General features: G+C 71.9%; 12 protein-coding genes. 7 read left to right on the forward strand and 5 right to left on the reverse strand.

Features of this window, described 5'->3' with window-relative positions:
* Positions 1-9: 9 nt before the first annotated feature.
* Positions 10-909: an NAD(+)/NADH kinase gene (locus ADL25_RS36460; protein ID WP_059132187.1), complete on the reverse strand. Its 900-nt coding sequence runs from the start codon at positions 907-909 to the stop codon at positions 10-12.
* Entirely contained in the window at positions 906-1,976 is a 1,071-nt protein-coding gene (locus ADL25_RS36465; RefSeq protein ID WP_059132188.1) for an SPFH domain-containing protein, read from the reverse strand. The genes ADL25_RS36460 and ADL25_RS36465 overlap by 4 nt, the downstream gene beginning before the upstream one ends.
* Before the next feature lie 162 nt (positions 1,977-2,138).
* Here ADL25_RS36465 and ADL25_RS36470 point away from each other — a divergent pair, with 162 nt between their 5' ends.
* The 3 genes from ADL25_RS36470 (at position 2,139) to ADL25_RS36480 (ending at position 6,136) form a co-directional block, all read left to right on the forward strand.
* Positions 2,139-3,368, forward strand: a complete 1,230-nt coding sequence (locus ADL25_RS36470) for an arginine deiminase (RefSeq protein WP_059132189.1) — start codon at positions 2,139-2,141, stop codon at positions 3,366-3,368.
* Positions 3,369-3,473: 105 nt separating this feature from the next.
* On the forward strand, positions 3,474-4,481 hold the full coding sequence (argF, locus tag ADL25_RS36475) for an ornithine carbamoyltransferase (protein WP_059132190.1): 1,008 nt from the start codon (positions 3,474-3,476) through the stop codon (positions 4,479-4,481).
* Between the two features lie 200 nt (positions 4,482-4,681).
* Positions 4,682-6,136 (forward strand): amino acid permease, encoded by a 1,455-nt coding sequence (locus ADL25_RS36480; RefSeq protein ID WP_059132191.1) that lies wholly within the window; start codon positions 4,682-4,684, stop codon positions 6,134-6,136.
* Here ADL25_RS36480 and ADL25_RS36485 read toward each other — a convergent pair.
* Positions 6,096-6,545 (reverse strand): ATP-binding protein, encoded by a 450-nt coding sequence (locus ADL25_RS36485; protein ID WP_059132192.1) that lies wholly within the window; start codon positions 6,543-6,545, stop codon positions 6,096-6,098. The two genes, ADL25_RS36480 and ADL25_RS36485, sit on opposite strands and share 41 nt — an antisense overlap.
* A gap of 356 nt (positions 6,546-6,901) precedes the next feature.
* Here ADL25_RS36485 and ADL25_RS36490 point away from each other — a divergent pair, with 356 nt between their 5' ends.
* Together ADL25_RS36490 and ADL25_RS36495 are read left to right on the forward strand one after the other, a co-directional pair.
* Complete coding sequence (locus ADL25_RS36490; RefSeq protein WP_059132193.1) at positions 6,902-7,729, forward strand: enoyl-CoA hydratase family protein; 828 nt, start codon at positions 6,902-6,904, stop codon at positions 7,727-7,729.
* Between the two features lie 116 nt (positions 7,730-7,845).
* Positions 7,846-10,113: a bifunctional salicylyl-CoA 5-hydroxylase/oxidoreductase gene (locus tag ADL25_RS36495; protein WP_059132270.1), complete on the forward strand. Its 2,268-nt coding sequence runs from the start codon at positions 7,846-7,848 to the stop codon at positions 10,111-10,113.
* Between the two features lie 64 nt (positions 10,114-10,177).
* Here the strand turns inward: ADL25_RS36495 and ADL25_RS36500 are convergent, their stop codons facing one another.
* The gene (locus tag ADL25_RS36500; protein ID WP_059132194.1) at positions 10,178-10,990 is read right to left on the reverse strand and encodes a PaaX family transcriptional regulator C-terminal domain-containing protein; all 813 of its coding nucleotides are present in this window, start codon (positions 10,988-10,990) and stop codon (positions 10,178-10,180) included.
* A gap of 15 nt (positions 10,991-11,005) precedes the next feature.
* Positions 11,006-12,775: an AMP-binding protein gene (locus tag ADL25_RS36505; protein WP_079050815.1), complete on the reverse strand. Its 1,770-nt coding sequence runs from the start codon at positions 12,773-12,775 to the stop codon at positions 11,006-11,008.
* A gap of 99 nt (positions 12,776-12,874) precedes the next feature.
* Here ADL25_RS36505 and ADL25_RS36510 point away from each other — a divergent pair, with 99 nt between their 5' ends.
* Together ADL25_RS36510 and ADL25_RS36515 are read left to right on the forward strand one after the other, a co-directional pair.
* Positions 12,875-14,002, forward strand: coding sequence for an acyl-CoA dehydrogenase family protein (locus ADL25_RS36510; RefSeq protein ID WP_059132195.1), 1,128 nt, complete (start codon positions 12,875-12,877; stop codon positions 14,000-14,002).
* The gene (locus ADL25_RS36515) at positions 13,999-14,421 is read left to right on the forward strand and encodes a RidA family protein (RefSeq protein WP_234381183.1); all 423 of its coding nucleotides are present in this window, start codon (positions 13,999-14,001) and stop codon (positions 14,419-14,421) included. The genes ADL25_RS36510 and ADL25_RS36515 overlap by 4 nt, the downstream gene beginning before the upstream one ends.
* Positions 14,422-14,444 lie beyond the last annotated feature (23 nt).

Consider the following 14,444-nt stretch of genomic DNA (forward strand, 5'->3'; position numbering starts at 1 on the left):
GGGTCCACGTCAGCGCGCCAGCCGCAACCGTTCCGTACACACGCCCACCCGGACCGACTGCCCCCAGGTCAGCTCCAGGGCGTCGGACTCCATCCCGTCGCCGAAGGCGATCAGGCGCTCCGACTCGACGGTGACATGGAGCCGGAGCGCGGCCTGCAGTTCCCCCGCCACCAGGGACGTCCCGGTGGCGGGGGAGGGCCAGGCCTCGCGTACGAACCAGAGCAGCCGGTCCTCGGTGGGCGCGGGGAGCGGCAGCCGGCCGCCGCGCTCCTGCCACACCGACCGCAGCCAGCCCGTCGCCCCGGTCCCGGTGCCCACCAGCACCCCCGACGAGGCCTGGGCCTCGACGACACCCCCGTCGCCGTCGAGGCCCAGGCGATAGCGGACGGTCTGGTGACCGGCGGCGCCGAGGTAGATCTCGTTGAGGGCCACCAGTCGCTGGGCGTCGTCCGTGACGGCCTCCACCATGGTCAGCTCCTCCACGCCCGTGCCGCCCGCGGCCACCGCCGGGATCAGCGCGGCGGCGTGCCGGGAGGGATGGCGCACCAGCACTCCGGGATTGCGCCCGGGATCGGTGTTGATGCCCACCACCGGCTGGCCCGTCAGGTACTTGGCGACATTGGCGACGAGCCCGTCCTGCCCGACCACAACCACCACGTCCTCCGGGGCGAACAGGAACCGGTCCAGGTCGGCCCGCTCCACCCGGGTCTGACGCCAGGTCAGCGGGATGGCGGCGGTCACCTCGGCCAGCGCGTGCCGGGTGCGCTGGTGCCGTTCCGCGACCTCGTCGAGGCTCCGGCCCCGGGAGGAGAGGAAGAAGGCGGCCTGTCCGTGCGTGCCGTGACGAGCCACCAGCTCCTCGTACTCCGTGGTGCGATGGACGATCACCGCCCGCGGGGCGAGACTCACGCCCGCTCCCCGTTCCCGAGCCTTGCGAGCAGCCCGGTCAGCACATCGGGCGAGACGGTCACGCTGTCGATGTGCGGCAGGTTCTCCGCGAGACGCGTCGCGGTGAGGGCGTGCAGCGTCGCGACGTCGGCGTCCGCGTGCACCCGCAGCCACGCCGCCTGCGCCTCGGCCCGTGCCCCACCGACCTCCCGTGCGGCGCGTGCCTCCGCCTCGCCGAGCGCCACGGTCCGCCGGGCCTCGGCCTCGGCCAGCCGTACGGAACGGGTGGCCTCCGCGTCGGCGAGCCGGACCGTGCGCGCGGCCTCCGCCTCGGCACGTACCGCGTCCGCCGCCGCCTGCTCCTGCGCCTCACGTCGTGTGTTGGTGCCGCGCTGCTCGACCAACTGCTCCTCGCGACGGGCAAGTTCGATCCTGCTGGCCAGCTCGTTCTCGGCGATGGCACGCTCCCGCTCCACGGCCACGGCCCGGCGTTCGTAGGTCGCCCGGTCCGCCTCCTGCTGGATCTGCTCGCGTGCCGGGGTGCGCAGGGCCCGCTCGACCTCGGGCTCCGGGCGCAGTGCCATGACCCGCACCGCGACCACTTCGATGCCGGTCGCGGGCAGTCGCGGCTCCGCCCCGAGACCGGCCGCCACCCGCTCGCGTACCGCCGCGACCCCGTCTGCCAGGGCCTCCGACAGCGGTGTGCGGGCGAGGACGTCCAGCGCGTGCTGCTGGGCCGTCTCGGTCAGCAGGGTCGAGAGGTGCTCCAGCGGCGCGCCCCGCCAGACGCCCGTGTCCGGATCGATGGAGAAGTCCAGCCGGGCCGCCGCGATGCCCGGGTCGCTGATCCGGTACGTGACCGTCGCCTGGACGGAGACGTCCTGGAAGTCGTGGGTGCGGGCGTGGAACGTCATCGCGAGTTCGCGGTCGTCCACGGGGATCTCGGAGAGCGCGGCGGTCAGCGAGCGGTACCAGAAGCTGAGCCCCGGCCCGTCGTGCACCAGGTGCCCGGCGCGGTGGTGCCGGATGTGCGCGGTCGGTGCACCGCGCAGATGACGCCAGCCGAAGCGCCGTGTGATGTCGGCCATGAGTCCATGCCCCCTCGTACCGGGAGCGCGAGGGCCCCCGTCCCCTTTTTCGTCATGACGACGATAATGAGTCGCATCATTATCGTCAAGACGACGAAAGGAATCGGTCCGGCTCGCCGTGAAGGACGGGTGAACCGGCACGTGAATGGTCAGGATGGAGTCATGGGATTCCATGTCGACTCCGAGGCCGGGCGGCTGCGCCGCGTCATCCTGCACCGGCCCGATCTCGAGCTCAAAAGGCTCACCCCCAGCAACAAGGACGCGCTGCTCTTCGACGACGTGCTGTGGGTGCGTCGGGCGCGTGCCGAGCACGACGGGTTCGCCGACGTGCTGCGCGACCGCGGGGTCGTCGTCCATCTCTTCGGTGATCTGCTGACCGAGGTCCTCGAGGTCCCGGCGGCCAGGACCCTCGTGCTGGACCGGGTCTTCGACGAGAAGGAGTACGGACCGCTCGCGACCGACCATCTCCGTGCCGCCTTCGAGACGCTGCCCTCCGCCGAGCTCGCCGAGGCCCTCGTGGGCGGCATGACCAAGCGGGAGTTCCTCGACGTCCACCCGGAGCCGACCTCCGTGCGGTTCCATGTGATGGAACTCGACGACTTCCTCCTGCGCCCCCTTCCCAACCACCTGTTCACCCGGGACACCTCCGCGTGGATATACGACGGCGTGTCGATCAACGCCATGCGCTGGCCCGCGAGGCAGCGCGAGACCGTGCACTTCGAGGCGATCTACCGGCACCATCCGCTGTTCGGCAACGAGACCTTCCACCTCTGGTCCGAGGGGCAGGCCGACTACCCGTCCACCATCGAGGGCGGTGACGTGCTGGTCATCGGCAGCGGAGCCGTGCTCATCGGCATGAGTGAGCGGACCACGCCGCAGGCCGTCGAGATGCTCGCGCACAAACTCTTCGCCGCCGGCTCGGCGCAGACCATCGTCGCGCTCGACATGCCCAAGCGGCGGGCGCTCATGCACCTGGACACGGTGATGACGATGGTCGACGGCGACACCTTCACCCAGTACGCGGGGCTCGGCATGCTCCGCTCGTACACCATCGAGCCCGGCGCCGGCGACAAGGAGCTGAAGGTCACGGATCATCCGCCGGAGCACATGCACCGGGCGATCGCCGCGGCGCTGGGCCTGAGCGAGATCCGGGTGCTCACCCCCACGCAGGACGTGCACTCGGCCGAGCGGGAGCAATGGGACGACGGATGCAATGTGCTGGCGGTCGAGCCCGGCGTGGTGGTGGCGTACGAGAGAAATGTGACGACCAACACCCATCTGCGGAAGCAGGGAATCGAAGTGATCGAGATTCCGGGGAGCGAGCTGGGGCGGGGACGGGGCGGGCCCCGCTGTATGAGTTGTCCGGTCGAGAGGGATGCGGTGACCCGCTGATCGGGGGCCGCGCCCGGGGACCGGTCTCGTATAGAAATGTGAATCGTCGTATAGACTTCCATCCGCCTCCCTGATCCTTCTGTCCCGACCACCCTGGAGCGCACCATGGCGACAGTCCCGAGCGCCCTCACCGGCCGCCACTTCCTCAAGGAGCTGGACTTCACCGCGCAGGAGTTCCGCACCCTGGTCGAGCTGGCGGCCGAGCTCAAGGCGGCCAAGAAGGCAGGGGCCGAGACGCGCCGGCTGGCGGGCAGGAACATCGCCCTGGTCTTCGAGAAGACCTCGACGCGCACCCGGTGTGCCTTCGAGGTCGCGGCCGCCGACCAGGGCGCGCACACCACGTATCTCGACCCGTCCGGCTCGCAGATCGGGCACAAGGAGTCCGTGAAGGACACCGCCCGGGTGCTCGGCCGGATGTTCGACGCCATTCAGTACCGCGGGCACCGTCAGGGCGTGGTCGAGGAGTTGGCCGCTTACGCCGGGGTCCCGGTCTACAACGGCCTGACCGACGAGTGGCATCCGACCCAGATGCTCGCCGACGTGCTCACCATGACCGAGCACTGCGACAAGCCGCTGGACGGGATCGCCTTCGCCTACCTGGGCGACGCCCGCTACAACATGGGCAACTCCTACCTCGTCACCGGCGCCCTGCTCGGAATGGACGTCCGTATCGTCGCGCCCAGGCTGCTGTGGCCCGACGACACGATCGTGGAGGTGGCGCAGCGGCTCGCCGCCGCCTCCGGAGCCCGCATCACGCTCACCGACGACGTGAAGGAGGGCGTGCGGGGAGCCGACTTCGTCGCCACCGACGTCTGGGTGTCCATGGGCGAGCCGAAGGAGGTCTGGGACGAGCGCATAGCGCTGCTCGGCCCGTACGCCGTGACCATGGACGTACTGCGCGCCACGGGCAACGACGACGTGAAGTTCCTGCACTGCCTGCCGGCCTTCCACGACCTCGGCACCGACGTGGGCCGCGAGATCCACGAGCGCCACGGGCTCACCGAACTCGAGGTCACCGACGAGGTCTTCGAGTCCGAGCACTCGGTGGTCTTCGACGAGGCGGAGAACCGGATGCACACGATCAAGGCCGTCCTGGTGGCCACCCTCGCCTGACCTGCGTGCCCGCTGCCACAGTGGGTGCCGGGGACCTTCCCGTACGATCCTCCTCGGCGGCCGGAACCACCCCTTCCGCAGCCGTCGCGCGACCTTCCCCGCACTCCCGGCATTCCGTTCGGCCTCGTTCGAGCGGTGGACCGCCGTGAGCGGGGGCACCCCCACCGTCGCATCCGTACCACCGAAAGAGCACCACCCGTATGCCCGGCAGCCCCGCCAACCCGTTCCGCATCAAGTCCCCCGAGCTGCTCGTCGCCGAGTCCGGAGCCGATCTCTCCGGTCATGGCCTCAGACGCCACATGGGCCTGTTCCAGCTCGTCTGCTTCGGCGTCGGCGCGATCGTCGGCACCGGCATCTTCGTCGGCCTGTCCGACTCCGTCGCCCAGGCGGGCCCGGCCGTCGTCGTCTCGTTCGTGCTCGCCGCCCTCACCTGCGTCTTCACCGCGTTCGCGTTCGCCGAGCTGGGCGGTGCGATCCCGGTGTCCGGATCGTCGTACTCGTTCGCCTACGCGGGCCTCGGCGAGGGCACGGCCTTCCTCGTCGGCTGGTGCCTGCTGCTGGAGTACGGCGTGTCCGTCTCGGCCGTCGCGGTGGGCTGGAGCCAGTACGTCAACGAACTGCTGCACAGTCTTGTCGGATGGCAGCTGCCCCCGGCGCTCTCCGCCGGTCCCGGCGACGGCGGTGTGGTCAACCTCCCCGCTGTGATCGTCATCGCCCTGGCCGCCGTACTGCTCGTACGCGGTGTCCGTGAGAGCGCCCGCGCCACCGCCGCCATGGCCGTGCTCAAGCTCGCGATCCTGGTCGCCTTCTGTGCGATCGGGTTCACCGCCTTCCGGCACGGCAACCTGACCCCGTTCGCCCCGGCCGGGCTCGGCGGCATCGGTGCCGGCACCACCGCCGCCTTCTTCTCGTACATCGGGTTCGACGCGATCACCACCGCGGGCGAGGAGGCCAAGAACCCCCGTCGGAACATCCCTGTGGCGATCCTCGTCTGCCTCGGCCTGGTGACGCTGCTGTACTGCGCGGTCGCGCTCGCCGCGATCGGCGCCATCGGCGGTCCCGAGGTGGGCGGCCGGCCCGCGGCGCTGTCGTACGTCGTCAACCAGGTCACCGGCTCCACCCTCGGGGGCGGTGTCATCGCCTTCGGCGCGGTCGTCGCCATCGCCTCGGTCGTCCTCGCCGTGATGTACGGGCAGACCCGCATCCTGCTGTCGATGTCCCGCGACGGGCTCGTACCGCGTGTCTTCGAGCGCGTCTCGCCGAAGACCTCGACGCCGGTCTCCGGCACCCTCATCGTGGCGGTGGTCTTCGCGGTCCCGGCGGCCTTCTCCTCGCTGGACGTGGTCGTCAACCTGTGCACCATCGGCACCCTCGCCACGATGGCCGTGGTCAATGTCGTGGTGATCGTCCTGCGCCGCCGCGAACCGGGCCTCGCCCGCAGCTTCCGCGTGCCCCTCTACCCCGTGGTACCGCTGCTCGGGGTCGGCTTCTGCGGTTACCTGATGTACGAGACGGGCTGGACGACGTGGGTGCAGTTCGCCGCGTTCCTGGCGGCCGGGTGCCTGGTGTACGCGTTCTACGGGCGCCGGCACTCCAGGCTGGCGACCGGAGCCGTCACGCCGGACGCCACTGCCGTGGAACGACAGGCAGTCTGAACCACACCGCCTTGCCGGACTCGGTGGGGCGGTGACCGCAGGACGAGCTGAGGCTGCGGATCAGCAGCAGTCCGCGCCCGTGCTCCTGCCAGGGGTCACAGGGCTCGACGGCCGGACGGGTCAGATCGCCGGGCGGGGCCGGGTCCGGGTCGTGCACCTCGACCTTGCAGCCGTTCGGCAGCAACTCGACGACCAGCTCGATCGGCCCGTCACCCGAGGCGTGCTCCAGGGCGTTCGCCACCAGCTCGGCGGTGAGCAGTTCCGCGGTGTCGCTGTCCGCCGTCGCGGGCAGCTCCGCCAGGGCCGTGCGCACCAGGGCACGGGCGACGGGCACGGCTGCGGCGGTGTGCGGCAGCGCGACACGCCAGGAGGCGGGAGCGGGAGGTTCGTACACGGCTGGTCCGTTCATGGCGCAGGTCGTCCTGCTTTCAAACAAGAGGCATGGTACGGCGCGCCCCGTACGGGGCGGTCGGCGGGTTTCGCCCGAAGACTGCGTCGGCCTCGGCTTCGTGCTGCGTACCCAGGCCGAGGGCGCCGTACGGCACGCCCGGGTCCGTCGTTACCGGTCTGTCGACGACGTGTGACGGGAGGCCGGGCGGCTGTCACACCTCGCGCGGTGTCCGCCCCCGCACGACCGCTGTGCGGTCCGGGGCGTCGGGCGGGCACACGTGTATCGCGTGCTCGTGACGACAGTCACGAAGAGGTGATAACTTCGTCACAGGCCATCAGTGCAGTCAGCCGTCCCGCCCGAGGAGGCCGCACGCCATGAGTCCGTTCACCGGTTCCGCCGCTCGCACCTCCGACTGGCGCCACCTCCGCTGCGTCCACGCGGACGGAGTGGCCACCGTCACCCTCGCCCGGCCCGAGAAACTCAACGCGCTCACCTTCGGCGCCTACGCCGACCTGCGCGACCTGCTCGCCGAGCTGTCCCGGGAGAGAACCGTGCGGGCCCTGGTGCTGGCGGGCGAGGGGCGCGGCTTCTGCTCGGGCGGCGATGTCGACGAGATCATCGGCGCCACCCTGTCCATGGACACCGCCCAGCTCCTCGACTTCAACCGCATGACGGGACAGGTGGTCCGGGCCATCCGGGAATGCCCGTTCCCGGTGATCGCGGCGGTGCACGGGGTGGCCGCGGGCGCCGGGGCGGTCCTGGCGCTGGCCGCGGACTTCCGGGTGGCTGATCCTTCCGCCCGCTTCGCGTTCCTCTTCACCCGCGTCGGGCTGTCCGGCGGTGACATGGGCGCCGCCTATCTCCTGCCGAGGGTCGTCGGGCTCGGCCATGCGACCCGCCTGCTGATGCTGGGCGAGTCGGTGCGGGCCCCCGAGGCGGAGCGGATCGGACTGATCAGCGAGCTGACCGACGAAGGCCGCGCCGACGAGGCCGCCCGGACGCTGGCCCGCAGACTCGCCGACGGCCCGGCGCTCGCCCACGCCCAGACCAAGGCGCTGCTGACGGCCGAGCTGGACATGCCGCTCGCCGCGTCCGTCGAACTGGACGCCTCGACGCAGGCGCTGCTGATGAACGGCGAGGACTACGCCGAGTTCCACGCGGCCTTCACGGAGAAGCGGCCGCCGAAATGGCGGGGGAGGTAGCCATGGCGGCGGGACACGCGGCCGGGCCGACGACGGAACCCGGCTTCGGAGGCGGGTCCGGCGCCACGCGGAGAGCGGAGCCGGGCGGTGAGGCGCGCTCGGCCGGCCGGCAGGCGCTGCGCGTCGCCGTCATCGGCGGGGGTCCCGGCGGGTTGTACGCGGCTGCCCTCCTCAAGCGTCTTGACCCGGCCCGGGAGGTCACCGTCTGGGAGCGTAACGCCCCCGACGACACCTTCGGCTTCGGTGTCGTCCTGTCCGACGAGACCCTCGGCGGCATCGAGCACGCCGATCCCGTCGTCTACGCGGCGCTGAAGGACGAGTTCGTACGCTGGGACGACATCGACATCGTCCACCGGGGTGTCCGCCACACCTCCGGAGGCCATGGGTTCGCCGCCCTCGGCAGGCGGCGGCTCCTGCAGATCCTGCACGAGCGGTGCCGCTCCCTCGGTGTCGCCCTGCGTTTCGGCACCGAGGCCCCGCATCCCGACCGGCTCTCGGAGTCGTACGACCTGGTGATCGCCGCCGACGGGGTGCGCAGCGGCACACGCGAGGCGTACGCCGAGGTGTTCCGGCCCTCCGTCGAGGAGCACCGCTGCCGCTACATCTGGCTCGCCGCGGACTTCGCCTTCGACGCCTTCCGCTTCGAGATCGCCGAGACCGAGCACGGCGTGATGCAGTTGCACGGCTACCCCTTCTCGGCCGACGCCTCCACGGTGATCGTGGAGATGCGCGAGGAGGTGTGGCGGGCGGCAGGGTTCGGGGAGCTGGACACGGCCGAGACCATCGAGCGCTGCGCCAAGATCTTCGCGGATGCCCTCCAGGGCATGCCCCTGCGCTCCAACCGCTCCACGTGGACCACCTTCCGCACGGTCGTCAACGAACGCTGGTCGCACGGCAACCTGGTCCTCATCGGCGACGCCGCGCACACCGCCCACTTCTCGATCGGCTCCGGCACGAAGCTGGCCGTCGAGGACGCACTCGCCCTGGTCGCATGCCTGGAGGAGCACACCTCGCTGCGGGAGGCCCTGGTCGCCTACGAGCAGGAGCGGCGCCCCGTCGTCGCCTCCACCCAGCGCGCGGCACGGGCCAGCCTGGAGTGGTTCGAGAACCTCGGGCTCTACCTCGGCCAGCCCGGCCGGCAGTTCGCCTTCAACCTGCTCACCCGCAGCCGCCGGGTCACCCACGACAATCTCCGGCTGCGCGACGCGGACTTCACCGAGGCAGTGGAGCGGGACTTCGGCTGTCCGCCGGGCACGCCCCCGATGTTCACCCCCTTGCGGCTGCGCGGGCTGACCCTGCGCAACCGGGTCGTGGTCTCGCCGATGGACATGTACTCGGCCGAGGACGGTGTGCCGGGCGACTTCCATCTGGTCCATCTGGGCGCCCGGGCCCTGGGCGGAGCCGGCCTGGTCATGACCGAGATGGTGTGCGTGAGCGCCGAGGGCCGGATCACTCCCGGCTGTGCCGGGCTCTACACCGGGCGCCAGGGCGAGGCGTGGCGGCGGATCACCGACTTCGTGCACGGCCGGTCGCCGGGAACCGCGATCGGTGTGCAGCTCGGCCACAGCGGCCGCAAGGGCTCCACCAAGCTGATGTGGGAGGGCATGGACGAGCCCCTGGAGGCGGGCAACTGGCCGCTCGTGGCGGCCTCCCCGATCCGCTACAAGCCCGGGAGCCAGACGCCCCGCGAGCTGTCCCGCGCCCAGCTGACCGACATCCGCGAGCAGTTCGTGGCCGCCGCCTGGCGGGCCGCCCGCAGCTCGTTCGACCTGCTCGAGCTCCACTGCGCCCACGGCTACCTGCTGTCCGGCTTCCTGTCTCCGCTCACCAACCACCGGACCGACGCCTACGGAGGCACGCTCGCCAAGCGGCTCCGCTTCCCGCTGGAGGTGTTCGACGCCGTGCGGTCGGTGTGGCCCGAGGAGCGGCCGATGACCGTACGGATCTCCGCCACGGACTGGGCCGAGGGAGGCACCACGGCCGAGGAGTCCGTCGAGATCGCCCGCGCCTTCGCCGCGCACGGCGCCGACGCGATCGACGTGTCGACGGGGCAGGTGGTGGACGAGGAACGGCCGGCGTTCGGGCGTTCGTACCAGACGCCGTACGCCGACCGGATCCGCCAGGAGATCGGTATCCCCGTGATCGCGGTGGGCGCGATCTCGTCCTGGGACGACGTCAACTCGCTGATCCTGGCCGGACGCGCGGATCTGTGCGCCCTGGCCCGGCCGCATCTGTACGACCCGCACTGGACTCTGCACGCGGCGGCCGAGCAGGAGTACAGCGGGCCCGGCGTGACCTGGCCGGCGCCCTACAGGGCGGGCAGCCGGCGCCCCCAGACGGGACGCACGGACGCGCCCAGGCCACGGCTCACCCTGGGCGGTTGACCATCGCCGTGGCCACGGCGGAGCGAGCGCGAGTGACCGTGTGGATCCTGCCCGGTGAATGCGGTCACACCCCCGCGAAGACCGCCCCGGCGTCCCGGAGTCGCTCGTGCAGTGCCCGGAAGACCGCGGCCGAGCGCACGCCCGGCCAGTCCGCCGGCAGCAGCTCGGCGGGCAGCCCCGGGTCGGCGTAGGGCAGATGGCGCCAGGAGTCCAGGGCGAGCAGATAGTCGCGGTAGGCCTCCTGGTGCGGGGTGTCCGCGCGGGCCTCCCAGCCGTGCAGCACGGGTGCGTGGTGGTCCAGGAACGTCTCGTGCTGCTTGGCGATCGAGGCCAGGTCCCACCAGCGCGCCACCGACTCCGCGGTAGCGGCGAAGCCCAGGTGCTCGCCGCGGAAGAAGTCCACGTAGGGGTCGAGACGGAGCCGTTCGAGCGTGTGCCGGGTCTCCTCGTACAGGCGTGCAGGGGCGATCCACACCCCGGGAGCGGCGGTGCCGAAGCCGAGTCCGGCCAGGCGCGAGCGCAGCAGATGCCGCTTCTGCCGTTCCGACTCGGGCACCGAGAACACCGCGAGCACCCAGCCCTCGTCCTTCGGCGGGGTGCTCGCGTACACGCGCCGGTCGCCGTCGTCGAGCAGCTGCCGAGCCTCCGGAGACAGGGCGTACCCGGCCGCGCCCGCCGCCGTACGGGCCGGCACGAGCAGACCGCGCCGCTTGAGCCGCGAGACCGAGGAGCGTACGGAAGGGGCGTCCACGTCGACCGCGGCGAGCAGTCTGATCAGCTCCGCCACCGGCACCGGGCCGGGGGAGAAGCGGCCGTAGGCGCCGTAGAACGTGACGATGAGGGACCGGGGAGCGTGCTGATCGGACACGTTGATCACTCTAGGGCGTTCGCGTCACTCATGATCACCTTCCGGGGGCAGGGAGACGGCACCGGCGGCGACGTCGGCGCCCGTGCCCGCGTCCGCGGCGAGGTGCATGCGCAGCCGGAAGCGCTGGAGCTTGCCCGTCGCGGTGCGCGGCAGCGCGTCCAGGAAGACGAACTCGCGGGGGCACTTGTACGGCGCCAGTTCCGACTTGAGGAACGTGCGGAGCTCCTCCGGGTCGCGGGGCGCCCCCGCTCTGAGCACCGTGTACGCGACCACGACCTGCCCGCGGTCCTCGTCGGGCCGGCCCACCACCGCCGTCTCGACCACGTCGGGATGGCGCAGCAGGGCGTCCTCGACCTCGGGCCCGGCGATGTTGTACCCGGCGGAAATGATCATGTCGTCGGCCCGGGCCACATAGCGGAAGTAGCCGTCGGGGTCGCGGACGTAGGTGTCGCCGGTGATGTTCCAGCCGTCCCGCACGTAACTGCGCTGCCGCGGATCGGCGAGATAGCGGCAGCCCACGGGGCCGCGGACGGCGAGCAGCCCCGGTTCGCCGTCGGGCACGGGAACGCCGTTCGTGTCCTGTATCCGTGCCTGCCAGCCCGGTACCGGCACCCCGGTGGTTCCCGGGCGGATCCGGTCGTCCGCGGCGGAGATGAAGATGTGCAGCAGTTCCGTGGCGCCGATGCCGTTGATGACGCGCAGTCCGGTGCGCTCGAACCAGGCGTGCCAGGTGGCCGCGGGCAGGTTCTCGCCCGCCGACACGCACCGCCGCAGCGAGGTGACGTCGTACCCGTCCAGCTCGTCGAGCATCGCGCGGTAGGCGGTCGGCGCGGTGAACAGCACGGAGACGCGGTGTTCGGCGATCGCGGGCAGCAACTGCCTGGGACCCGCCTGTTCGAGCAGCAGGGCGCTCGCCCCGGCCCGCAGCGGGAAGACGACGAGCCCGCCGAGCCCGAAGGTGAAGCCGAGCGGGGGGCTGCCCGCGAAGACGTCGTCGGGGTGCGGCCGCAGTACGTGCCGCGAGAAGGTGTCCGCGACGGCGAGCGCATCGCGGTGGAAGTGCATGCAGCCCTTCGGGCGGCCCGTGGTGCCCGAAGTGAAGGCGATCAGCGCCACGTCGTCGGCCGCCGTGTCCACGGGTGCGAACGGCTCCTCGGAGGCGGGAAGGCGCAGCAGGTCGTCGGGGGAGTCGCCGCCGTAGGCGGTGATGTTCAGCCCGGGGATGCCGGCGTTCACCAGGTCGTCGAGCGAGCGCGCGTCGCACAGGGCGTGCCCGACCCGGGCGATCTCGCACATCGTGCGCAGCTCGTGCGGACGCTGCTGGGCGAGCACGGTGACGGCGACCGCACCCGCCTTGAGCACCGCCAGCCAGCAGGCGGCCAGCCACGGGGAGGTGGGGCCGCGCAGCAGGACGCGGTTGCCGGGGACCACGCCGAGCCGGGAGGTGAGCACATGCGCGATCCGGTCCACGCGGGTGCGGAGCTCGCCGTACGTCCACACCCCGCCGTCCGCCGTGTGGAAGGCGGGGCGCTCGGGTGCGGGGCCGGCGAGCAGTTCCGCGGCGGCGTTGAGTCGTTCGGGGTAGTGCAGCTCCGGCAGGTCGAAGCGGAGTTCGGGCCACTCGTCCCGCGGCGGCAGGTGGTCGCGGGCGAAGGTGTCGCGGTGGGCGGTGCGGGTGGGGCTCGTACGGGTCAAGGCGCCCTCCCGGTCGGTACCGGTCCCGGTGGCCGCGGCGCTCGTGGCGTACCTGTGGTCCAAGGCGGTTCGCCCCCTTGTCGTGGTGGGCTCGCGCATCGAGCGTATCGTGTTGGTGACGACAGTCAACGGTCCGCGATACGGTCGGGTTGGGCAGCCCGCCCGACCCGGTACGCCGTCAGGGAGAGGGGACCGGCAATGACCGCATTCTCGCTCGATCCGGCACAGACCGCCTGGCGCGCGGAACTGCGCGGCTGGGCGGAGCAGCGGCTTCGCCCACTGGCGGAGAAGGGCGAGCCCGGCCACGTCAACCGCGCGCTCGTCGTCGAACTCGGCCGACTCGGGCTGCTGGACCGCCTGTTCAGCTCCGGCGCGCTCGACCTGTGCCTGATGCGGGAGTCCCTCGCGTACGCCTGCACGGAGGCCGAGACGGCGCTCGCTCTCCAGGGACTCGGCGCCCATCCGGTGTACGCCCACGGCACAGGGGCCCAGCGCGACCGCTGGCTTCCCGGCGTCCGGTCCGGCACCACGGTCGCCGCCTTCGCCCTGACCGAGCCCGACGCCGGCTCGGACGCGGCCGCACTGACCCTGACCGCCGAGCCCGACCCCGCGGACGGCTGGCGGCTCACCGGCGAGAAGTGCTGGATCTCCAACGCCCCCGAGGCCGACTTCTACACCGTCTTCGCGCGCACCACGCCCGGTTCCGGCGCCCGTGGAGTGACCGCCTTCCTCGTGCCCGCCGACCGGCCCGGACTGACCGGCAGCCCGCTCGACATGCTCTCGCCGCACGCCATCGGCACTCTCGGCTTCGACTCGGTGCCCGTGACCGCGGACGACGTCATCGGCGAACCCGACCGCGGCTTCCGGGTCGCCATGAGCACCCTCAACCTGTTCCGGCCCAGCGTCGGCGCCTTCGCGGTCGGAATGGCCCAGGCGGCCCTGGACGCCACGCTCGCCCACACGGCCGGGCGGGACGCCTTCGGTGGCAAGCTGAAGGACCTCCAGGCCGTCTCCCATCAGGTCGCCGAGATGGCCCTGCGCACCGAGGCGGCCCGGCTCATGGTCTACGCGGCGGCGGCGGCGTACGACGAAGGCGCCCCCGACGTCCCGCGCCGGGCCGCCATGGCCAAACTGCTCGCCACCGAGACCGCGCAGTACGTCGTCGACGCGGCCGTCCAGTTGCACGGGGCGCGCGCCCTGCGCCGCGGCCACCTTCTCGAGCACCTCTATCGGGAGGTGCGCGCGCCGCGGATCTACGAAGGCGCCAGCGAGGTGCAGCGCGGCATCATCGCCAAGGAGTTGTACGCCACCGTGGAGGCCCCGTGACCACCGAGCGCAGCGTCCCGCCCGATCTGTCGCGCCTCAATCCGCCCGCTCTGTCCCCGCCCTCGGGCTTCTCCCACGCCGTCGTCGCCACCGGGTCCCGGGTGGTGTTCCTGGCGGGCCAGACCGCTCTCGACACGGACGGGAAAGTGGTCGGCGCCTCGCTTCCCGAGCAGTTCGAGCGGGCGCTCGCGAATCTGCTCACCGCGCTGCGGGCCGCCGGCGGCACACCCGCCGACCTGGCCCGCGTCACCGTCTACGCCACCGACGTGGCGGACTACCGGGCCCGCGCCCCCGAGCTGGGTGGCATCTGGCGGAGGCTGGCGGGCCGCGACTACCCGGCGATGGCCGTCGTGGGGACCACTCGTCTGTGGGACGAGGAGGCCCTGGTGGAACTGGACGGCTTCGCCGTGCTGCCCTAGCCGCGGCGACCGTGGGAGTTCGT

It is taken from the genome of Streptomyces sp. NRRL F-5122, from assembly GCF_001507435.1.
Lineage (GTDB): Bacteria > Actinomycetota > Actinomycetes > Streptomycetales > Streptomycetaceae > Streptomyces > Streptomyces lannensis.

Excerpts from the sequence above, each read along its gene's own strand:
- argF (WP_059132190.1), top strand. The coding sequence starts at position 3,474 with ATGGCGACAGTCCCGAGCGCCCTCACCGGCCGCCACTTCCTCAAGGAG.
- ADL25_RS36470 (WP_059132189.1), top strand. The coding sequence starts at position 2,139 with ATGGGATTCCATGTCGACTCCGAGGCCGGGCGGCTGCGCCGCGTCATC.
- ADL25_RS36465 (WP_059132188.1), bottom strand. The coding sequence starts at position 1,976 with ATGGCCGACATCACACGGCGCTTCGGCTGGCGTCATCTGCGCGGTGCA.
- ADL25_RS36480 (WP_059132191.1), top strand. The coding sequence starts at position 4,682 with ATGCCCGGCAGCCCCGCCAACCCGTTCCGCATCAAGTCCCCCGAGCTG.
- ADL25_RS36490 (WP_059132193.1), top strand. The coding sequence starts at position 6,902 with ATGAGTCCGTTCACCGGTTCCGCCGCTCGCACCTCCGACTGGCGCCAC.
- ADL25_RS36510 (WP_059132195.1), top strand. The coding sequence starts at position 12,875 with ATGACCGCATTCTCGCTCGATCCGGCACAGACCGCCTGGCGCGCGGAA.
- ADL25_RS36505 (WP_079050815.1), bottom strand. The coding sequence starts at position 12,775 with ATGCGCGAGCCCACCACGACAAGGGGGCGAACCGCCTTGGACCACAGG.
- ADL25_RS36485 (WP_059132192.1), bottom strand. The coding sequence starts at position 6,545 with ATGAACGGACCAGCCGTGTACGAACCTCCCGCTCCCGCCTCCTGGCGT.